Below are 19,003 nucleotides of genomic sequence, written 5' to 3' on the forward strand. Positions count from 1 at the left end.
TGCTGGCGCATGGACCAGACCATACGAATAATCCCCGGTCCATGGCGAAAGCCCCCAGTATCGAGAAGCTTCTCCAGAGTGGCTCGGCGGAATGGAACCGGATGCGCAAGTCCGGCCAGGTCGCCACCGACCATACCGGCGCCACCTTCACTCAACTGTTCTCCGCCAACACGGACCTGTCCGGGCTGGGCCTCATCGGCTCGGAATGGGACCGGTGCGACCTGTCCAAGGTCAACTTCCGGGACGCGGACCTTTCCAATGCCTACTTTCACGGCGGCCGGCTCCAGGACTGCGACTTCCGGGGTGCGAACCTCGAAGGCGCGACGTTCGAAAAGCTGAAGCTGCTGCGGTGCGACTTCACGGGCGCCAAGGGACTCGACGACGTCGAGCTGGACGACGTGGACATGGACCGCGTCGTCGGTCTGGACGGCGAGGAGGCCCCGCCGCCTCCGCCGCCCCCCGCCCAGGGCATCACCGCCTTCACCCGTGAGCAGCGGGAGAAGGCGCTGGGCGCGCAGGCCGCCGCGGCGCTCCAGGGTGAGCCCGTGGGCGACGAGCTGCCGCCCTTCCGGCCCCAGGACCCTCCCGGCTCGCTCTTCTTCCGGGCGCTGAAGCGGATGGGCGTGCCCCCGCTGTGGGTGCTGGACGTGCCCGGCCTGCGCCCGCTCCTGCCGCAGCGGCTGCCCCCGGGCAGCTCGCTGGAGACGCTCTACCGCGAGGCGGTGAAGACGCGGCTGGAGAACAAGAAGCCCGCGGCCGACCCGGCGGTGGTGGACCGCGCGCAGAAGGCGCTCCGCATGGGCGCCAAGGACGCCCCGGTGGCGGCCATGTACCTGCGCGAGGTGGGCGTGCTGCCCCTGTTCCGCTTCGCCGCGGCCCAGGTGCTGAAGGGTGCGCTGCGGGAAGAGGTGGACGTGGATGACCTGACGGGCGCCATCGACCCCCGCACCACGGGCGCGCTGCTGGAGCTGCGCTTGACGCACGAAGTCGTGGAGCACCTGCAGGAGGCGCGGCGCCGGCTGGCGGCCACGCAGCTCTACACGTCGCTCTTGGAGGCGGGCTTCAACCCGGAGAACAACTGGGACGAGGCGCTGGAGTCGAGCGACGCGTCGCTGGAGCTGGCGCACCTGGCCACGGGTGAGGACCGCAATGCCCTGCTGGAGGGCTTCCAGGTCTTCGCGGCGCTGCCGGACGAGGCCCGGCTGCGGCGGCTGGCCTACCTGGCCGAGTCCGTCACCCACCTGGAGCTGGTGAGCCGGCTGCCGGAGGGCATGGAGCCGTCGTGGCTCACGGGCCCCGAGACGCGCGAGTGCCACGAGCGGGAGATGACGTACGTCCAGTCGCTGAAGGCGGAGGAGATTCCGTCCAAGGTGGCGGCGCTGGCGAAGGAAGAGCTGGGCGTTCCCGAGGGCGAGGTTCCCGAGGAGAGCGACGGCGACCTCTTCGTCCACCTGCGCTGTGACGTGTGCGGCAAGGAGAAGCTCATCGTCCAATCACCGGAGGAGTAGCCGTCCGGTGCAGGTCGAGGCCCGCGGGGCCGCGGGGTCCGGGATGCGCTCCCGGACCTGGCGGCCCCGGGGTGTTTCTGGCGCGAGGGCTCGCGGGGCTACGCGCCGGACGAAGGCAGCACGTACGTCACGGGACTGGGCAGCACCACCCTCACGGTGTCCCCCGCGCGGATGATGCCGGGGCGCTCCACCCAGGCCACCAGTCCCCGGCGTTGCCACGCCGCCTTCACGAAGCGGCTCGCCAGCTTCTGCACGTCCGGATGATGCGCCTCGATGACGCGCCCCGGGCCTGTGCAGGGCTCGTTCTCCCCTTCCACCACCAGCGTCGCGTCCTCTGGGAAGAACAGCCGTGTGCCCGGAGGCAGGTGCGTCAGCCGCGGCACGCCCGCCACCTCCAGGTTCGCGCCCAGCCATGACGCCAGCACGCGCGGAATGCCGAGCGTCTGCGCGACCTCGGCCAGCTCCTCCGTCGACACCAGGGAGAGCTGCCGCGTGTTGCGGATGAGCGTCCCCTTGGGGAACCACGGCGTGCGCACGTCCGCCGCTCGCGTCAGGCCCGCGTGGCGGTCGCCCTCCAAGCCCTCGAAGGACACCCGCGCCTCGGGCAGCTCCTTCGTGACGAAGCTCTTGCGCTCGGTACACACGAGGACGCGCACGGTGCGTCCTTCACACTGCGGCGTCTTGCGGGCCATGGCCGTCCTTCTAACGCGCCCCCACGCCGCCTGTCAGAACAACCCGAGCTGCTGCGGCTTCCCGCCCAGCGGGCGCGCGTCCATCCCCGCGTCGCGCAGCGCCTGCGCCAGCTCCTCCGCGAAGCCGTGGCACGTCAGCACCTCCCGCGCCCCCGTGGACTTCGCGTAGGACACCAGCCCGGGGAAGTCCGCGTGGTCCGACAGTGGGAAGGCCACGTCCGCGCCGTACCGCCGCACCGCGCCCCGGTCCACCGCCCACCCCGTCAGCACCGCCGTCGCCCGAGGCCACAGCGGCGCCAGCGCCCCACCCCGCGCCTGGTGCGGCGGGAAGAAGAGCACCTCACCCGGCTCCACCCTGCCGTCGTAGCAGCGCAGGTTTTCAATCGGCACGCCCAGCTCCGCGTAGAGCTGCGCCACTTCATAAATGGAGGAGTGCGCCACCAGCGGGAAGCCGCGCCCCGCCAGGTGCTTCATCGCCTCCTGGCTCTTGCCCAGCGGATAGCCCAGCAGCACCGGCACCGCGCCGCGCTCCAACTGCATCCGCAGCCACGTCTCCACCTGCCCCAGCACCTCCGGACGCGGCGGGAAGCGGTAGCGCGGATGGCCGAAGGTGGACTCGATGACGAGCGTGTCGCACTCCGCCACCTCCGTCGCCTCGGCGGTGAGCGATGGCGCCACGTTGAGGTCCCCGGTGTAGACGATGCGGCGCCCATCCGGACGCGTCACGCGGAGCTGCGCGCTGCCCAGGATGTGCCCCGCCGGCAGCAACTCCAGCACCAGCGGCCCCAGCTCGAAGGGCTGCCGGAAGGGGACCTCGCGCGGCTCACGCACCGGCCCCAGGCGGTGCGTCATGAAGCGCAGCGTCGCCGCCGTGGCGATGGTGCTCTCGTGCCGGGCAATGTGGTCCGAATGCCCGTGACTCACGAAGCACAGCGGCGACTTGCGCTTCGCATCCAGGGACAGGGGGGTGCCCGTCAGGTGCATCCCGTTTCGCCGCAGCTCCACACTCATGGGAAGGGCCCCGGGTATAGCGCGTCCACCCGCCGGTGGCCGCCTTCACTTCACCGCCCTGCCCGCCCGGCTGGTGGACAGGCCCGGCGTGGCCGCACGCACGCCCCGCGACGGGGCCGCTACAGCGCCGGTGCCCGCGCGCGCCACCACACCCAGGCCGCCGCGCCCACCTCCGACATCAACACGCCCGACAGGATGAGCGCGCCGCCCAGCCACTCGCGAGGCCCGAGCGTCTCGTAGCCCAGCAGCACCGAGTACAGCGCTGCGAACACCGACTCCAGCGAGTAGATGAGCGCCGCGCGCACCGCCGTGGTGCGTGCCTGCCCCCACGTCTGGACGCTGATGGCCAGCGCGCTGGCGAACACGCCGCAGACGAGCACCGCCCCCACGAAGGACGGATGCCACGCCACGCGCCGCTCCACGAAGGGCAGGCACAGCGCGGACAGCAGCGCCACCGTCCAGAGCTGCACCGCCACCAGCCCCATCACCCCTTGCTTCGGCGCATGCCGCTCCGTCATGAGGATGTGGCACGCGTAGGCCACCGCGCAGCCCAGCGACAGCACGTCTCCGGACGACAGGCCGCCACTGCCCAGCCCCACGTCCGGCTGCGTGAAGAGGTAGAGCCCCACCGCCGCCAGGCCCACCCCCAGGAGCGAGGTGAACTTCGGCGCCTTCCGGTAGAGCACCAGCGACAGCAGCGGCACCAGCAGCACGCACAGCCCGGTGATGAACGCCGAGCGCGAAGGCGTGGTCGTGGTGAGCCCCACCGTCTGCAGGGAGAAGCCCAGGAAGAGGAAGGTCCCCAGCATCGTGCCGCTGCGCAGGTTGCGCGCCGTCAGCACCTGCCGTCCCGCCAGGGCGCTCAGCACCACCGCGCCCACGAGGAAGCGCAGCGTGAGGAAGCTGAAGGGGTCGCCGTGCCCGAGCGCGTCCTTCACCACCACGAAGGTGATGCCCCAGAACGAGGTGATGAGCGCCAGCGCCCCATCCGCCCGAAGCCGCTGCGACCGCGACGGAGGCTCCGTGGCGCCCCCCAGCATGTCGGACGTCGAGGTGCTCATGTCGCGAGGGTCCACCGGAGAGGATGACGCCGGGCTCGCCAGGTGACGTCACGCGGCGGCCACGGCCGCGGGCTTTCTGACGCAGCCTGGGCGGCCACGCAACCCTCCCCGAGCGCGCCTACAGGGCGCGCTCGACGACGACCAGCCGCTTGGAGCGGCCCGTGGCATCCCAGGCCTCGTTGGCCTGCTGGGTCAGCGTGGCGTCCGCTCGCCGGAACGCCAGCCGCTCGAACGTGCGCAGCGACGCCATGTTGTCGTCGTCCACGTCCGCGAAGACGTGCGACTGCCCCTGGCGCCGGGCCTCGTCCAGCAGGCACTCCAGCAGCCCCGTGGCCACGCCCATGCGCCGCACGCGGGGCGCCACCACCAGGGAGCGCACCCAGACGCCCTCCAGTTGCAAGCCCTCCTGCCGGTAGGAGTCCACCCAGGCGAAGCCGTGCATCCGTCCCTGCGCGTCGAAGGCGCCCGCCGCGGCCCCCTGACGCCCCGCGTCCGGCAGGCCCCAGCGCTCGCGGAGCTGACGGCGCAGAAAGCCCGGAGAGACCACCAGCCGCTCACTGGCATAGGCCAGGAGCGGGTCCAGGTCTCCGGCCGTCAGGAGCCGCACCTCCAACGGCCCCACCAGGCGGTGACGAAGCGGCAGCGACCATCCGGCGAAGAGGAAGTCCCACACGCCCCGAGACACTAGCCGGGTCCGGGGCCAGGCCCATGCCGTGGACGCGGCCTTCTGCGCCAGCCGCAGCGCCGGGCGCAGCGGACTGGGCAGTGGAACCACCCAGCGCCCCCTGCGGATGGCCACCACCCGGCCCAGCGTCACGCCGCCCGGAGCGTCCTGGCGCCCCAGCAGCGAGGCCGTCCGCCATGGCCGCGTGGACACCACCACGTGCGCCACCAGCTCGCGCCCCTGCCGCATCAGCGCGACGTCCCCGGCCGCCAGCGAGCCCGGGCCACAGCGCATCACCCGCACCGAGTCCCCTGCCCGCAGCAGCGGAAACAGGCTTCGCCCCGCGCCACGCACCCACAGCCGGTGCCCCGGAGGCAAGGCCTCCAGCACGTCCAACAACACCTCTGCGGAGGAGGCTCGCGAAGGCACACGCGAAATCTACCTGTTGCCCGGTACACACACCAACCGCTGGCGGTGCCGGACGGCTTCCGCGTGTTCCCCGGGAGCCTCGGGAGCGAATAAGAGGAGGCCGCGCGCGAAGCGGGAGGAGGCGGCCATGGACACGGCACTGGAAGGTTCAATGGCGCCCCGGCCCGGCGGGTGGAGTCGCCACTGGCGCTGGGTCCTTCCGCTGGGGTGCCTGGGGATGCTCGCCTCGTGCGTCGGCCTGGGCGTGCTGGCCACGTACCTGGGCTTCTCCTCCCTGGGCCAGTCCGACGCGCACCAGGAAGCGGTGGCCATCGCCAGCGGCGACGCGTGGGTGCTGCGCGCGCTGGGCACGCCCATCGAAAGTGGCCTGCCCCGGCGCAGCTCCGTGCAGCGCCGCAACGGTGTCTCTCGCGCGCAGTTCTCCCTCCCGCTCGAGGGGCCCGACGGCAAGGGCACGCTGCACGCGCAGGGTGAGAAACGCGGAGACGGCCCCTGGCAGTTCAACCACCTCATCGTCGCCGTTGGCGACGGGACGCTCATCGACCTGCTCCGCGCCGAACCGCTCAAGCGCCCCGAGCTGCCGCTGCCCGCCGAGCCGCCCTACGCGGACGAGGCCCCGGAGCCCGAAGAGGAAGCAGCGCCGCGCGACGCGGGCCGCGACATCGAGCTGTGAGTCGCGAAAAGCGAAGGGGCGGCGCGGGGAGGTCCCCACGTCGCCCCTTGAGTCAGGACACGTCCGTGCCCTTCGGCGCTACTTCAGCTTCGCCAGCTCCGCGCGCAGCTCGGGCAGCACCTTGAAGAGGTCCGCCACCATGCCGTAGTCCGCCACCTGGAAGATGGGGGCCTCGGGGTCCTTGTTGATGGCGACGATGGTCTTCGAGCTCTTCATGCCCGCCAGGTGCTGGATGGCGCCGCTGATGCCCGCCGCGATGTAGAGCGACGGCGCCACCACCTTGCCCGTCTGGCCGACCTGCAAGTCATTGGGAACCCAACCCGCGTCGCACACCGCGCGGGACGCGCCCACCGCGGCGCCCAGGTCGTCCGCCAGGCCTTCAATCTCCTTGAAGTCGCCCTTGGTGCCGCGGCCACCGGAGACGACAACGCGCGCCTCGGTCAGCTCGGGCCGCGCGCTCTTCACTTCCTTGAAGTCGACGAACTTCGTCTTGGAGGCCTCGACCTTCGGGCTGAAGGTCTTCACCTCGGCGGCGCCCTGACCGCCAGCGGCGGCGGGGAACTCGGTGGCGCGCAGGGTGAGCACCTTCACCGGCGTGGTGAGCTTCACGTCGGCGAAGACGTTGCCGGCCCACATGGGACGGGTGAAGGAGAGGTCCGCGCCGCTGCCGTTGATGGCCATGACGTCGGTGGCCATGGCGGCGCGCAGGCGGCCGGCCACGCGGGGCAGCAGGTCCTTGCCCTGCGCGGTGGACGCCATGCCGATGTAGTCCGCCTTCAGCTCCTGGGCCAGGGCGGCGATGGCGGGCGCGTAGGTCTCCGCCAAGTAGTGCTCCAGCTCGGCGGCGGCGCCCAGGTGCACGGCCTTCGCGCCGTAACCCTTGAGCTCGTCGGCGACCTTCGCGGGGTCCTTGCCCACCAGGGCGATGTGCAGCTCACCACCGGCCTTCTCCGCGAGCTGCTTGCCGGCGGAGATGGCGTTGAGGGTGGCCTTGCGGAGGTTCCCGTCCGGCTGCTGCTCGGCGACAATGAGAACGATTGGCATTTGGATGACTCCGTAGAGAGTGTGCGGGAAAGCTGCTCAGACGACCTTCGCCTCGTTGTGCAGCTTCTCGACCAGGGCAGGGACGTCCGCGACCTTGATGCCGGCCTTGCGCGCCGGGGGGGCGGACATCTTCAGCACCTGGATGGCGGGGGTGACGTCCACGCTCAGCTTGGCCGGCGTCAGCTCCTCGATGGGCTTGCTCTTCGCCTTCATGATGCCCGGGAGGCTGGCGTAGCGCGGCTGGTTGAGGCGCAGGTCCGTGGTGACGACGGCGGGCAGCTGGCACTCCACCGTGGCGAGCCCGTTGTCGACCTCGCGAATCACCTGCACGCTCTTCTTGTCGGCGGAGACGACGATGGCGGGGACCTTGTTCTTCTCCTGCTCGCTCTCCATGGACTCCACCTTGGAGGCGAACGTGGCCTGGCCCCAGCCGAGGAACTCGGCGAGGTACTGGCCCACCTGGTTCTGGTCATCGTCGATGGACTGCTTGCCGAGGATGACGAGGTCCGGCTGCTCCTTCTCCACGACCTTCTGGAGCAGGGCCGCGATGCCGAGCTGGTCCACCGGGCCGGTGTGGTTCACCCACACGGCGCGGTGCGCGCCCATGGCCAGGGCGTGCCGGAGCTGCTCCTGCACCTCCTTGCCACCGACGGACACCACCACGACTTCGCCCTGGTGCTTCGCGACGAGCCGGAGTCCTTCTTCGACGCCGATTTCATCGAAGGGGTTGATCTTGTACTTCAGCCCCTCCAGAACGATGCCCGAGCCATCCGGCTTGACCTTGATCTTCGACTCGGGGTCTTCCACGCGCTTGGCGGTGACGAGGATCTTCACGGCGGTGCTTCTCCTTACGGGGAGGAGTTTGAAATCTGGGAGAACAGCCTGGGTTAATAGGCACTGGCGCGTCGCGGCGGCAATGGGAAACGGCCGCCGGACGCGGTGCCGCGGCGCTACTTGAACAGTTCCCGCGCGATGACGAGCCGCTGGACCTGGCTGGTGCCCTCGTAGACCTGGATGAGCTTGGCGTCGCGCATCAGCTTCTCCACGGGGTACTCCTTGATGTAGCCGTAGCCGCCGTACACCTGCACGGCGTCGGTGGCGACCTTCATGGCCATGTCCGCGGCGAAGCACTTGGCGTAGCTGGACTGGAGGGAGTTGCGCTTGCCCTCGTCCAGCAGCCACGCGCTCTCGTAGGTGAGCATGCGCGCCGCGTGGGTGTTCATGGCCATGTCGGCAATCATGAACTGGATGGCCTGGTGCTCGATGATGGGCTTGCCGAAGGTGCGGCGCTGGGTGGAGTACTCCATGGAGTGCTCCAGCGCGGCGCGGGCGATGCCCACGGAGAACATGGCCGTCAGGGGGCGGCTGTTGTCCAGCGTGGCCATGGCGATGGCGAAGCCCTGCCCCTCTTCACCAATGCGGTTGGCCACCGGGACGCGCACGTCCTCGAACGTCAGCGACACCGTCTCGCTGGCGCGCTGGCCCATCTTGTTCTCGTGCTTGCTGACAGACAGCCCCTCGGGGCGGCCCTCCACCACGAAGCAGGTGATGCCCTTGTGCTTCTTGCCCTTGTCCACCGAGGCGAACACCGTGTACTGGCTCGCCTGGCCGCCGTTGGTGATGAAGCACTTGGCGCCGTTGAGGACGTAGTGGTCTCCGTCCAGCCGCGCCGTGGTCTGCATGTTGGCCACGTCACTGCCGGCCTCGGGCTCCGTGAGGCAGAACGAGGAGAACTTCAGCTTCTCCGTGAAGGGCGTGAGCAGCCGCTTCTTCTGCTCATCCGTCGCGTGGAGGATGATGGGCAGGTTGGCCAGGTCATTGGCGATGATGGACGTCGCCACGCCCGCACAGCCCCAGCTCAGCTCCTCGGCGACCAGGGTCTGCTCCAGGTGCGACAGGCCCACGCCACCGTACTCGGTGGGAATCGCCATGTTGAGCAGCCCCAGCTCCCACGCGGTCGTCAGCAAATCGAGTGGGAAGGTGGCCGTCTCGTCGTAGTGGGCGGCCTTCGGACGCACGACTTCGCGGGCGAACTTGCGGGCCGCGTCCTGCAGCGCGCGCTGGGCGTCGGTGAGCTGGAATTCCATGGGGACCTCGTGACGGGTTCGGCTCGTTGACTCGGGAGTCAACGAATACATGCCGCGGCGCGAAATCGCCAGTGCAACCCACCGGGAAGCGGAGGAGGACCGGGTCCATCTTCTCAAAAAAACAGGCCCCAACCCCGCATGGGGATTGGAGCCCAGGAAGCTGCTTAAAGTCCGAATTTCCCGAGGGACTACTGGGCCGCGGGCGGCTTGGTGGCCTTGGGGACCTTCTCCCAGTCGGCCAGGAACTTCTTGATGCCGGCGTCGGTGAGCGGGTGGTTCGCCAGCTGGGTGATGACGTTGTAGGGCAGCGTGGCCACGTCCGCGCCCAGGCGCGCGGCCTGGAGCACGTGCACGGGGTTGCGCACGCTGGCCACCAGCACCTGCGTGTTGAAGTACTCGTAGTTCCGGAAGATTTCCAGGATGTGGGAGATGAGCTCCATGCCGTCCTGGGAGATGTCATCCAGCCGGCCCACGAAGGGCGACACGTAGGTGGCGCCGGCCTTGGCACACAGCAGGGCCTGGTTGGCGGAGAAGCACAGCGTGACGTTGGTGCGGATGCCCTCGGCGGTCAGCGCCTTGGTGGCCTTCATGCCCTCCACGCCCATGGGAATCTTCACCACGACGTTGTCGTGAATCTTCGCCAGGGAGCGGCCTTCCTTGATGAGCTCGTCCGCGTCCATGGACACACATTCGGCGCTGATGGGACCGTCCACGATGGAGCAGATTTCGCGGATGGTCTCCTCCAGGCCCCGGCCCACCTTGGCGAGCAGGGACGGGTTGGTCGTCACCCCGTCCACGCAGCCCATGGCGTGGGCCTTGCGAATCTCCTCCACGTCGGCGCTGTCGATGAAGAACTTCATCTCGTCCCTCTCTTGAAGGTGGAATGTGCCCCGGCCAAAGGAGGCCGGGCGAGCAGGCGCGTAACCGATGCCCCCCCATGCGTCAAGGGTGGCCACCGCCGGGGGGCGGAGGTAGAAGGCCGGACACTGAACATGGCCCGCCCTTCCCGCTCCGTCGCCAAGAAGCCCCGCCTGCGCGCCCTCCCCGGCCGTCCCGCCCAGGCGCCTGCCGTCCTCCCTGACGCGGAGGCCACGCTCGCCTACGCGCGGAGCGTGCTGGAGGCCGAGGCCCGCGCCATCCTCGGCGTGACGGAGCGTCTGGGAGCCGACTTCCTGCGCGCCGTGCAGTTGGTGCGCGACTGCGCGGGCCAGGTCATCGTCACCGGCATGGGCAAGGCGGGCCACATTGGCCAGAAGCTGTCCGCCACCCTGGCCTCCACTGGCATCCGCTCCGTGTACCTCCACCCCGCGGAGGCCGTGCACGGAGACCTGGGCCGCGTGGGCCGGGGCGACGTCATCCTCGCGCTGTCCAACAGCGGCTCCACGGAGGAGCTGATTCGCCTGCTCCCCTCCTTCAAGCGGATGGAGACGCCCGTCATCGCCCTCACCGGTGACGCGAAGAGCCCGCTGGGCCGGGGCGCGGACGTGGTGCTGGACATCGGCGCCATCGCGGAGGCGTGCCCCATGGGCCTCGTGCCCACGGCCTCCACCGCCGCGCTGCACGCGATGGGCGATGCGCTGGCGATGACGGTGCTGCGCTCGCGGCCCTTCGGTACGGAGGACTACGCGCTGCTGCACCCGGGCGGGAAGCTGGGGCGCTCCGTGCAGCGCGTCTTCGAGCTGATGCGGACCGGCAACGCCAACCCGCTGGTGCGCGACACCTCGCCGCTGTCCGCGGTGGTGGCGGTGATGACGAAGACGCCGGGCCGGCCGGGCGCCGCGTGCGTGGTGGACAAGTCCGGGAAGCTGGTGGGCATCTTCACCGACGGCGACTTGCGCCGCCGCGTGGAGGCGGGCCTCACCGACTTCACCGTGCCCGTGCGCGAGCTGATGGGGAAGAACCCGCGCTGCGTGACGCCGGAGACGCTGGTGCTGGCCGCGGCCACGCAGATGCGCGAGCTGCGCGTGGACCAGCTCCCCGTGGTGGACGTGGAGGGCCGCGCCGTGGGCCTGCTCGACGTGCAGGACCTGCTGGCCGCGAAGTTCGTCTGAGGCGTGCCGCCGCTCGTCAAGGGGCGAAGTCTCTTCCAGAAAAATGTCCCACGCGGTGACGCCTATGCGTCTCGCCTCGCGGGGCCCCACCCCTTCGGACGCCCCGACCGGGCGACACTGGCCGGGGGGCTGGCCAGGGGCCCCGCATGAGGGGCATCCGTGCGCGAGCCGGAAGACGACGTCGGGCAGACCGAGGGGTACTACCGCCGCTACAGTGAGCCCGTATACCGGCGCTGTCAGCGGCTGCTCAACGACGACGCGCTGGCCTGGGACACCACGCAGGAGGTGTTCCTGCGGGTCCATGCGAACCTGAAGCAGGTGCGCGATGCGAACTCGCCGCTGTCCTGGATGTTGACGTTGGCGGACCGGCAGTGCTTCTCGCTGCTGCGACGCCGCCGCACCGAGGCCACCAGCGCCCTCACCTTGCGCGCCCCGCTGTGGGATGTCGCCCCCCAGGACGCAACCATGGAGCGGCTCCTGGTGGAAGCGGACCTGATGCGGCACGTCCTCGCCCATTGCCCGGAAGACGTCCAGCGCGTCGTCGCGCACCGGTTCCTCGACGAACTCGAACAGGAACAAATCGCCGTGTTGCTCGACGTGTCGCGCAAGACGGTGCAGCGAAAGCTCCAGGCCTTCTTCGATACCGCGCGGCGCCTCCTCGATGTCCCCGCGAGCCCCGTTGCGCGGAAAGGAACCGCATCCCCATGAGGCCCCCTTCCCACCCTCGCTTTCCATGCGTGCCGGACCTGCTCATCGAGCGCTATCTCTGCGGAGAGTTGTCCGCCGAGGACGCGCACCGCGTGGAGGACGCGGCTCAAGCATCGCCTGAGCTGGCCGCGCATCTGCGCGACCGCCAAGCGGCACGAAGCGCCTTCGCCGCCACGCATCCCTTCAGCACCATCCGGACACGGCTCGCGCCGCGACCGGCTGGTGCGCTGCGTTGGCAGTGGGCGTACCGCTGGGCCCTGCCCGCCTTCGCGGTGTGCGCCCTGATGGTCCTGGAGGTGCAGCGTTGGAAGCCTCCGACGGACGAGGGCGAACAGGTACGTGTCCGAGGAGGGCTGACGGCGCGGCTCCTCGTCAAACGCGGCGAGGCCGTCTTCGAGCAGGCGCCTGGCGTGGTCCTTCGTCCTGGAGACCGGGTGAGAGTCGAAGTGGAGGATGTGGAAGGCGGCTGGCTGTATGTGCTGGCCCTGAGCGACCACGGCCGCCTGACGCCGCTGCATGGATTCCCCCAGACGGGCGGCACGGTACGAATGGCGCCGGGACGCCTGGTGCTCCCCGGCAGCCTGGAACTGGACGCCGCCCCGGAGCGAGAGGCCCTGGTGATGGTGCTCACCCCCACCACCGCCGACGCGCCCTCGGCGGAAGCGGTCCTGGATTGGCTGGAGCGGGCAGCGGAGGGGATGGACTTCCCCCCTCGGCCCGCGCCGCTTCCCTCGACGCGGTACATCGTTCGTGAGCTTCCCAAGGAGCAGCCATGAGCGCACGGCAGGGTGAGGCCCCAACGCACGTGGCAGGCCTCCGGCCCCCGAGCACAGCGGCACTGAAAGTGCTCACCGGTCTTTCCCTCACGGGAATGCTCCTGGCGGCGTGGCCCGCGGTAGCGGAGAGTCGCTTCGCGCTCAGCGTGGGCCACAACCTCGGCCGGGACACCGATGAGCCCCTTCGCTGGGCGGAGCGGGACGCCGAACGGCTGGATGCACTCCTGGGGCAGCTTGGCGGCGTGCCCGAGGACCGCCGCATCCTCCTCAAAGGGGAAGGCCCCGGCAGTGTACGGTTCGCCTTGGCACGGATGCGGGGACGTATCGAGGAGGCGCGCCGGGCGGGAGAGCGCACGCTGCTGTTCTTCTACTACTCGGGGCATGGAGACGACGCTGCGCTTCGCATGGGAGGCGAGGCCTTCGCGCTCGCCGAACTGCAGCGGCTGCTAGCTGAGGTTCCATCCACCGTCACCGTGGCCGTCCTCGACGCCTGCCACAGTGGAGCAATGGTGCGTGGGCGATCCAAGGGGATCAAGTCCGCGCCCGCCTTCGACATCTCCTTCGTGCGGCAGGTGGGCCCATCGGGAAAGGTGCTCATCACCTCTGCGGGCGCGCACGAAGTCGCCCAGGAATCCGACAGCCTTCAGGGTTCCTACTTCTCGCACCACCTGATTTCGGGACTGAGAGGCGCCGCGGACGTGGACGGTGACGGGCGTGTGAGCCTCACCGAGGCCTATGGCCACGTCTACCATCGCACGCTCGCTGCCTCGCATGGCTCCAGCGCAGCGGTCCAGCACCCAGAACTATCCAGCCAGCTGGCGGGAGAAGGCGACCTGTTCATCACCACCCTGGAACGGGCGCAGGCGCAGTTGGAGCTCCCCGCCGCGCTGGGAGACAGCGTGGTGCTGGTCGACGAGCGCACGCTCCAGGTGATGGCGGAAGTGGAACCCCGGCCGCAGGCCTCGGTGCGGCTGGCGCTGCCCTCCGGCCGCTACCGCATCCAGGTCAGGCGAGGCGCGCAGGTGCTCTTTGGCAAAGTCTACCTTCCCTGGGGCAGCCACCACCGCCTGAACGCCGCATCGCTCGAAGTGCGCACGCTCGCGCTGCACCAGCGAAAAGGCGCACTCCTGCAGGACGATGGCTGGCGGCTTCAAGTCGGACTGGGCGTTGGCAGGTCTTCCACCCAGGTGGGCGGGTGGGGACCGCAAGCGGGCGTGTACCTCACGAGAGAGACGTCCTCGGGCACCAGGTCAGGGCTCTCCGTCACCGGCGGGCTGACGCTCGGAGGACATCGCGGCACCACGCCCCTGCTCCAGATGGCCCATGCCGAGCTGGGATTGTGGGGCGGCGTCGGCCTGGCACGTGCCATGGGCTCCTTCTGGACCAGCGTGCATGTCGGCGGAGGCGCCATCGGAGTGCTTCAGCGCGCAACCAGTCTTGAGGCGGCACAACGACAAAGGTTGAACCTACCTGCCGCACGAATGCGCGTGGGCGCGGGCGCAGCCACCTTCGCCGCACTCTCCACCGAGGTTCCCCTCGGCGCACACGCCGGGCTCTTCGTGCGGCTCGGCGGATGGGTGGCCTTGATGAAGGCGGACGCACAGCTGCGCGTGCAGGCAACGCCCAGCCTGTTATTTGGGAGCACCTGGAGTCATTGAAGGATGTCCCACGCAGTCCACACCCCGCGTCTCCCTTCCTGCAACCCAAGAGGCCCTCGCGAGCAGCAAGCGTTCCGCGAGCCCTCCACACACAAGGATGGGTGACATGGCGCATCGGAAGGCACACGCAACACTCGGAACCGGGCTGCTCACGCTGGCCCTCGCTGGCTGCGGAGGACTCTTGGGAGACGAAGCCGAGGACCAGGCCCTGTTCACGGTGGAGGGCGCGCTCCTCGGCACCGAATCACTCGACGAGGCACGCGGCAAGAAGCTGCGGGCGGGCCTCTACTGGGAACACTGGCCCGAGGCGACGCTCCAGTGCATGTTGGAGAATCCCTTCCACATCGCGGTGGGCAAATGCCAGCGGGTGAGCCCCAGGAAGTCCTTCGAGCGGCGCATCGTCGACGTCAAGGTGAACGGGCGCTTCCCCAACACCTTCAGCATGCCCGTGCATCGGCTGCCCGAGCCCGGCGTTCTGCATGGCGAGGAAGGCTCGAAGCTGGGTGTCGCATACCTGCTCGCCTACGTGGACGGCAATGACAACGGCGAGCTCGACCGCGTCAGTCTGACGGCAACGTCCAGCCCCGACCTCGTCGTCGGGCATCAGGAAGGGTACGACCGGGGTGCAACGGAGTACCACGCGGTGGTGTACCGCGAGGGCGCGCTGCATCCGCTCTATGAAAAGCTTTTCGGCGAATGCCCGATTCCCCCGCAGGGCTACTCCTTGGTGACCTACCGATACGGGACTGACCCGAGCCTTCCTGATGGATACCAGACCTTCGAGGGGTGCTTCCTGACGGAGCGCCGCGTGACGATGAACGTCGCCATCCTCACGGATGGCCGCTTCAAGGAGATGGCCTGCGAGCAGCCCAGCTCGATGATGTACGCCAAGCTTGAACGTGCGACCACCGCCGGCCCGCCGCCTGCGGGCAGCACCCAGCAGTGCCGGCGCGATACAATCGTCTACAACCGGGACGAAACGCTCGTGGTCAACAAGCACCCGGAGCGGTTCTGCAGCAAGGCCAACACCGAGGTCTATGCGCTGAAGGACTACTGGAACGACACCTGGGATGACCGGGCCACTCCACCGGCGTGGTGGCCCTGCGAACTCCCGGCCCTGCCCTGACACAACACAACGGCAGAGGGGCCCGGGCCAACATGCGCCGGCGCCCCTGCTGACCGCGGCTACTTCCCCAGCTTCGCCTGCAGGCTGGCCTTGTTGGGATATTCCGGCGCGTCCGTGGCGAGCTTCTCCCAGAGCGCCTTGGCGCCCTTGTCGTCGCCCTTGGCCTTGAGCGTGTCGCCCAGCTTCTCCACGGAGTGCGGGTCGCTCTGCACGGCTACGCCCCACACGCGCGCCGCCATGGGGCGCTCCAGGCCCACCAGGGCCCAGGCCATGCCCGCCTTCGCGCGCCCGTTCTCCGGCTGGAAGGGCACCACGCGGGTGTAGTTGGCGAGCGCCTCCTGGTAGCGGCCCTTCGCCAGGTGCTCCTCGCCCTCGTCCACCAGCTTCGCCAGGCCCTGCTCCAGCTCCGGCGTGCGCTCGGTGTTCTTCACCGCGTCCACCATCTCCTGCGACAGCGGCCGGGGCGCATCCGGCGCGGCGGCCGCGGGCGCCTGCGACAGGCGGATGCGGCGGTCCTCCGCGCGCGAGGCGAGCAGCTGCTTGCGGCCGCCCGCCTTCACCGTCTCCTCCACCAGCGCCACCATCCGCTTCGCCATGGGCGCGCGGAACGAGTCGGGGTACGTGGTGGCGACCGCCTCGAAGCCCTCGCCCGCCTGCTTCAGCGCCGCCACGTCGTCGCCCTTCGTCTCGAAGAGCAGCGCCGCGCGCGCGTAGAGGGCGTCCTCGTGCCGGGGCTCCACCTCCAGCACGGCCTCATAGGCCACCAGCGCCTTGCCGCTGTCGTTGGACAGGTAGAGCGCGTTGGCCTGCATCACCGCCACGTCCAGCACCGGCGCCAGCGCCGCGCGCGCACAGGCCACAGCGCCCGCGGTGTCACCCTTCTTCGCGCGCGCCTGCGCGGCCGCGGCCATGTCCTCCACCGGCATGTTCGGGGTGAAGCCGCAGCCCGCCGCCTCTGGGGTGGGTATCGCGGCCTTGCCCAGCTTCTTGCGCTGCGCCAGGAACAGCTCCCGCGTGGGCTGCGCGCGCGCCAGGGCCTGCTGGAGGTACGTACTGGCCTCCGCGTTGCGGCCGTTCACGTAGTACAGGCGGCCCAGCGACGCGGCGATTTCGAAGGTCTTCTCCCGGTCCGCCAACCCCTCCGTGGAGTCGAGCTGGCGCAGCAGCTCCTCCGCGGACGGCGGCGCCCGGCCCGTGCCCGACATGGGCGGGTGGCCCGGGGGGAGCTGCTCCGGGTTGATGCTGGGAGCCACGCCCTCCGTCGGCGGGTGGCCCTCCGGCATGCCCGCGGTGGCGGGCGAGGCCGTGGTCCCCGGGGGGATGACCGGGTGATTGGGAGGCAGCGTCGAGGGCTCGGCGGTCAACAGCGCCGCGGTGGCCAGGGCCAGGGACAGGTTCATGTGTCGTTGCTCGAGTAGCTCGCTTCGGGCCACCACGTGGCCTCGCTCCTGCGGACATCCTGCGGGGCGAGTTTCCCGAGGAGCTCCTTCACCGGCATCCCCAGTACCGGATGACGCAGGTGAGGCGCCAGTTCCACGAGCGGCTCCAGGGCGAAGCGGCGCTTGTGCAGCTCCAGGTGGGGCACCTGGAGCGTGGGGTCGGCCACCACCTGTCCCTCCCAGAAGAGGATGTCCAGGTCGATGGTGCGCGGGCCCCAGCGCACGTCCCGGCGGCGGCCCAAATCTCTCTCAATCTGCTGAAGGATGCAGAGCAGCCGCTGCGGCGGAAGACCACACTCCAGGGCCACCACCGCGTTGAGGAAGCGCGGCTGCGGAGGCCCCACGGGGGCGCTGTCGAAGAGCGAGGAGCAGTGGAGCACCGCCACCGCGTCAATGCGGGACAGCGCGGACAGGGCGGCGACGAGGTGATTCTCGCGCTCTCCCTCATTGGAACCCAACCCGACGTAGACGGTGTCGCTCACGGCTCCAGCTCAACAGGGTTCACCAGGGTTCCGATTCCCTCCAGCTCCACCTCCACCGTGTCCCCGGCCGACAGCTTCCCCACGCCCGACGGCGTCCCGGTGCTGATGATGTCCCCGGGCAGCAGCGTCATGATGTGGGAGATGAACGACACCAGGCGCGCGGGGCTGAAAATCATGTCGGACGTGCGGCTGTCCTGGCGCACCTGCCCGTTCACCCGGCACACAATCTGGAGGTCGTCGGGGGACAGGCCCGTCACCGCCCACGGCCCCGCGCACGCGAAGGTGTCGTAGCCCTTGGCGCGGGTGTGCTGAATCTCGCGGCGCTGGACGTCGCGCGCCGTCACGTCGTTGAAGCAGGTGAGGCCCCAGATGGCGCGCGCGGCGGTGGACGCGTCGGCGTTCTTCAGCTTCTCGCCGATGACGAGCGCCAGCTCCGCCTCGTAGTGGACCTCCTGGCTCGCCTTGGGGATGCGGATGGGCGAGCCCGTGCCGTTGAGCGCCGTGGAGGGCTTGGTGAAGATGAGCGGCTCGGGCGGCACCGGCTTGCCCATCTCCTCCGCGTGCTTGCGGTAGTTCTGGCCGATGCAGACCACCTTGGACGCGTCCGAGGGCACCAGCAGCGTCAGCGAGGACAGCGAGCGGTGGATGCCCGTCTCCTTCGCGCCGGCCCAGGGCGCGGCGGTGAGGACCGCCACCTCGGAGCCCTCCACCCGGCCGTGGTGCGCACGGCCCTCGTGCAGGAAGCGGCAGTAGCGCGCGGTCGTCATGAAGTCCTCTGGAAGCCGAGCACGTCGGCCATGTCATGGAGACCCGGCGCGCGCCCCGCCACCCAGCGCGCGGCCCTCAGCGCGCCAGCGGCGAACGGGTCTCGGTTGGTGGCGCGGTGCGTGAGCTCGATGCGCTCACCTTCGCCAAGGAAGTACACGGTGTGCTCGCCCACCACGTCGCCGCCGCGGAGCGTCTGCACGCCAATCTCGCGCGCGGGCCGCGCACCCAACTGCCCATGCCGCGCGAAGGTGAGGTCCTCCCGGGTGCGCCCCAAGGCCTCCGCCAGCACGTCCGCCAGCCGCAGCGCGGTGCCGCTGGGCGCGTCCTTCTTCATGCGGTGGTGCGCCTCCAGGACCTCCACGTCGAAGCCCGGCCCCAGCACCCGCGCCAGCTCCGCGGCCATGCGGATGACCAGGTTGACGCCCACCGACATGTTCGGCGCGGCGACGATGGGCACCTTCTCCGCGCTCTGGGCCAGTGCCGCGGACGCCTCCGGCGTGAAGCCGGTGGAGCCCACCACCAAAGCCACGCCGCGCGCGGCGCACACCTGCGCGTGCGCCACGCTCAGCTCCGCGCTGGTGAAGTCGATGACGACGTCCGCCCGCGCGGCGTCCAGCGCCCGCTCCAGGCTGTCCACCACCGTCACGTCCACCGGGCCCAGCCGCGTGGCCACCCCGGCGTCCTGGCCCACCGAGGCGCTGCCCGGCCGCGCCGTGCCGCCCACCACCCGCAGGTCTCCCGAGTCGCGCGCCAGGCGAAGCAACGTGCTGCCCATGCGGCCAGTGATGCCGGTGATGACGGTGCGAATCATGTCTGCCGCGCTCCA

At 70.1% G+C, this 19,003-nt stretch carries 19 protein-coding genes; 7 read left to right on the plus strand and 12 right to left on the minus strand.

The features are described 5' to 3' along the window. The first annotated feature begins 41 nt into the window (after window positions 1-41). Entirely contained in the window at window positions 42-1,508 is a 1,467-nt protein-coding gene (locus KGD87_RS18835) for a pentapeptide repeat-containing protein (protein ID WP_284661597.1), read from the plus strand. A gap of 98 nt (window positions 1,509-1,606) precedes the next feature. Here KGD87_RS18835 and KGD87_RS18840 read toward each other — a convergent pair whose 3' ends face one another. The 4 genes from KGD87_RS18840 to KGD87_RS18855 form a co-directional block, all read right to left on the minus strand. Continuing rightward, a complete protein-coding gene (locus KGD87_RS18840) occupies window positions 1,607-2,200 on the minus strand; it encodes an MOSC domain-containing protein (protein WP_284661598.1) in 594 nt (197 codons plus the stop codon). 33 nt (window positions 2,201-2,233) lie between these two features. Further along, window positions 2,234-3,211 (minus strand): MBL fold metallo-hydrolase, encoded by a 978-nt coding sequence (locus KGD87_RS18845; protein ID WP_284661600.1) that lies wholly within the window; start codon window positions 3,209-3,211, stop codon window positions 2,234-2,236. 119 nt (window positions 3,212-3,330) lie between these two features. Continuing rightward, complete coding sequence (locus KGD87_RS18850; protein WP_284661602.1) at window positions 3,331-4,272, minus strand: DMT family transporter; 942 nt, start codon at window positions 4,270-4,272, stop codon at window positions 3,331-3,333. A gap of 118 nt (window positions 4,273-4,390) precedes the next feature. Next, on the minus strand, window positions 4,391-5,365 hold the full coding sequence (locus KGD87_RS18855; RefSeq protein WP_284661603.1) for a GNAT family N-acetyltransferase: 975 nt from the start codon (window positions 5,363-5,365) through the stop codon (window positions 4,391-4,393). 127 nt (window positions 5,366-5,492) lie between these two features. On the opposite strand from KGD87_RS18855, the gene KGD87_RS18860 reads away from it, so the two are divergent. After that, window positions 5,493-6,038 carry a cytochrome c oxidase assembly factor Coa1 family protein gene (locus KGD87_RS18860; RefSeq protein ID WP_284661605.1) on the plus strand — a complete coding sequence of 182 codons (546 nt, stop codon included), beginning with the start codon at window positions 5,493-5,495 and terminating at the stop codon, window positions 6,036-6,038. A 78-nt stretch (window positions 6,039-6,116) separates the two neighbouring features. Here the strand turns inward: KGD87_RS18860 and KGD87_RS18865 are convergent, their stop codons facing one another. The 4 genes from KGD87_RS18865 to fsa all read right to left on the minus strand — a co-directional run bounded on the left by KGD87_RS18865 (window position 6,117) and on the right by fsa (window position 10,029). Continuing rightward, entirely contained in the window at window positions 6,117-7,082 is a 966-nt protein-coding gene (locus KGD87_RS18865) for an electron transfer flavoprotein subunit alpha/FixB family protein (protein ID WP_163786256.1), read from the minus strand. A gap of 36 nt (window positions 7,083-7,118) precedes the next feature. After that, window positions 7,119-7,916, minus strand: coding sequence for an electron transfer flavoprotein subunit beta/FixA family protein (locus KGD87_RS18870; protein ID WP_284661606.1), 798 nt, complete (start codon window positions 7,914-7,916; stop codon window positions 7,119-7,121). Window positions 7,917-8,032: 116 nt separating this feature from the next. Next, a complete protein-coding gene (locus tag KGD87_RS18875) occupies window positions 8,033-9,169 on the minus strand; it encodes an acyl-CoA dehydrogenase family protein (RefSeq protein WP_284661607.1) in 1,137 nt (378 codons plus the stop codon). A 188-nt stretch (window positions 9,170-9,357) separates the two neighbouring features. Next, window positions 9,358-10,029 carry a fructose-6-phosphate aldolase gene (gene fsa, locus KGD87_RS18880; RefSeq protein ID WP_284661608.1) on the minus strand — a complete coding sequence of 224 codons (672 nt, stop codon included), beginning with the start codon at window positions 10,027-10,029 and terminating at the stop codon, window positions 9,358-9,360. A gap of 132 nt (window positions 10,030-10,161) precedes the next feature. Between fsa and KGD87_RS18885 the strand changes: the two genes are divergently transcribed. From KGD87_RS18885 to KGD87_RS18905, 5 genes are all read left to right on the plus strand, one after another. After that, the gene (locus tag KGD87_RS18885) at window positions 10,162-11,220 is read left to right on the plus strand and encodes a KpsF/GutQ family sugar-phosphate isomerase (protein WP_284661610.1); all 1,059 of its coding nucleotides are present in this window, start codon (window positions 10,162-10,164) and stop codon (window positions 11,218-11,220) included. Between the two features lie 159 nt (window positions 11,221-11,379). Continuing rightward, window positions 11,380-11,928 carry an RNA polymerase sigma factor gene (locus tag KGD87_RS18890; protein ID WP_284661611.1) on the plus strand — a complete coding sequence of 183 codons (549 nt, stop codon included), beginning with the start codon at window positions 11,380-11,382 and terminating at the stop codon, window positions 11,926-11,928. After that, window positions 11,925-12,704: a hypothetical protein gene (locus tag KGD87_RS18895; RefSeq protein WP_284661613.1), complete on the plus strand. Its 780-nt coding sequence runs from the start codon at window positions 11,925-11,927 to the stop codon at window positions 12,702-12,704. Before KGD87_RS18890 ends, KGD87_RS18895 begins: the two co-directional genes overlap by 4 nt. Window positions 12,705-12,799: 95 nt before the next feature. Beyond that, on the plus strand, window positions 12,800-14,362 hold the full coding sequence (locus KGD87_RS18900; protein WP_284668660.1) for a caspase family protein: 1,563 nt from the start codon (window positions 12,800-12,802) through the stop codon (window positions 14,360-14,362). Window positions 14,363-14,468: 106 nt separating this feature from the next. Then, complete coding sequence (locus KGD87_RS18905) at window positions 14,469-15,488, plus strand: hypothetical protein (protein WP_284661615.1); 1,020 nt, start codon at window positions 14,469-14,471, stop codon at window positions 15,486-15,488. A 59-nt stretch (window positions 15,489-15,547) separates the two neighbouring features. Here KGD87_RS18905 and KGD87_RS18910 read toward each other — a convergent pair whose 3' ends face one another. The 4 genes from KGD87_RS18910 to dapB are packed head-to-tail and all read right to left on the minus strand — an operon-like array spanning window position 15,548 to window position 18,988. Beyond that, the gene (locus KGD87_RS18910) at window positions 15,548-16,888 is read right to left on the minus strand and encodes a tetratricopeptide repeat protein (RefSeq protein WP_284661616.1); all 1,341 of its coding nucleotides are present in this window, start codon (window positions 16,886-16,888) and stop codon (window positions 15,548-15,550) included. After that, window positions 16,885-17,409 (minus strand): 2-amino-4-hydroxy-6-hydroxymethyldihydropteridine diphosphokinase, encoded by a 525-nt coding sequence (gene folK / locus KGD87_RS18915; RefSeq protein ID WP_284661618.1) that lies wholly within the window; start codon window positions 17,407-17,409, stop codon window positions 16,885-16,887. The genes KGD87_RS18910 and folK overlap by 4 nt, the downstream gene beginning before the upstream one ends. After that, window positions 17,406-18,176, minus strand: coding sequence for a fumarylacetoacetate hydrolase family protein (locus tag KGD87_RS18920; RefSeq protein WP_284661620.1), 771 nt, complete (start codon window positions 18,174-18,176; stop codon window positions 17,406-17,408). Before KGD87_RS18920 ends, folK begins: the two co-directional genes overlap by 4 nt. Continuing rightward, window positions 18,173-18,988 (minus strand): 4-hydroxy-tetrahydrodipicolinate reductase, encoded by an 816-nt coding sequence (dapB, locus tag KGD87_RS18925; protein ID WP_284661621.1) that lies wholly within the window; start codon window positions 18,986-18,988, stop codon window positions 18,173-18,175. Before dapB ends, KGD87_RS18920 begins: the two co-directional genes overlap by 4 nt. Window positions 18,989-19,003 lie beyond the last annotated feature (15 nt).

Origin of the sequence: Myxococcus sp. SDU36, from assembly GCF_030168875.1 — a bacterium.
GTDB classification, from domain to species: domain Bacteria; phylum Myxococcota; class Myxococcia; order Myxococcales; family Myxococcaceae; genus Myxococcus; species Myxococcus vastator.

Coding starts and splice junctions, on each gene's coding strand:
- KGD87_RS18885 (WP_284661610.1), top strand. CDS start 10,162: ATGGCCCGCCCTTCCCGCTCCGTCGCCAAGAAGCCCCGCCTGCGCGCC.
- KGD87_RS18910 (WP_284661616.1), bottom strand. CDS start 16,888: ATGAACCTGTCCCTGGCCCTGGCCACCGCGGCGCTGTTGACCGCCGAG.
- KGD87_RS18920 (WP_284661620.1), bottom strand. CDS start 18,176: ATGACGACCGCGCGCTACTGCCGCTTCCTGCACGAGGGCCGTGCGCAC.
- dapB (WP_284661621.1), bottom strand. CDS start 18,988: ATGATTCGCACCGTCATCACCGGCATCACTGGCCGCATGGGCAGCACG.
- KGD87_RS18835 (WP_284661597.1), top strand. CDS start 42: ATGGCGAAAGCCCCCAGTATCGAGAAGCTTCTCCAGAGTGGCTCGGCG.
- KGD87_RS18840 (WP_284661598.1), bottom strand. CDS start 2,200: ATGGCCCGCAAGACGCCGCAGTGTGAAGGACGCACCGTGCGCGTCCTC.
- KGD87_RS18895 (WP_284661613.1), top strand. CDS start 11,925: ATGAGGCCCCCTTCCCACCCTCGCTTTCCATGCGTGCCGGACCTGCTC.
- KGD87_RS18900 (WP_284668660.1), top strand. CDS start 12,800: ATGCTCCTGGCGGCGTGGCCCGCGGTAGCGGAGAGTCGCTTCGCGCTC.
- fsa (WP_284661608.1), bottom strand. CDS start 10,029: ATGAAGTTCTTCATCGACAGCGCCGACGTGGAGGAGATTCGCAAGGCC.
- KGD87_RS18860 (WP_284661605.1), top strand. CDS start 5,493: ATGGACACGGCACTGGAAGGTTCAATGGCGCCCCGGCCCGGCGGGTGG.
- KGD87_RS18905 (WP_284661615.1), top strand. CDS start 14,469: ATGGCGCATCGGAAGGCACACGCAACACTCGGAACCGGGCTGCTCACG.
- KGD87_RS18845 (WP_284661600.1), bottom strand. CDS start 3,211: ATGAGTGTGGAGCTGCGGCGAAACGGGATGCACCTGACGGGCACCCCC.
- KGD87_RS18850 (WP_284661602.1), bottom strand. CDS start 4,272: ATGAGCACCTCGACGTCCGACATGCTGGGGGGCGCCACGGAGCCTCCG.
- KGD87_RS18865 (WP_163786256.1), bottom strand. CDS start 7,082: ATGCCAATCGTTCTCATTGTCGCCGAGCAGCAGCCGGACGGGAACCTC.
- KGD87_RS18875 (WP_284661607.1), bottom strand. CDS start 9,169: ATGGAATTCCAGCTCACCGACGCCCAGCGCGCGCTGCAGGACGCGGCC.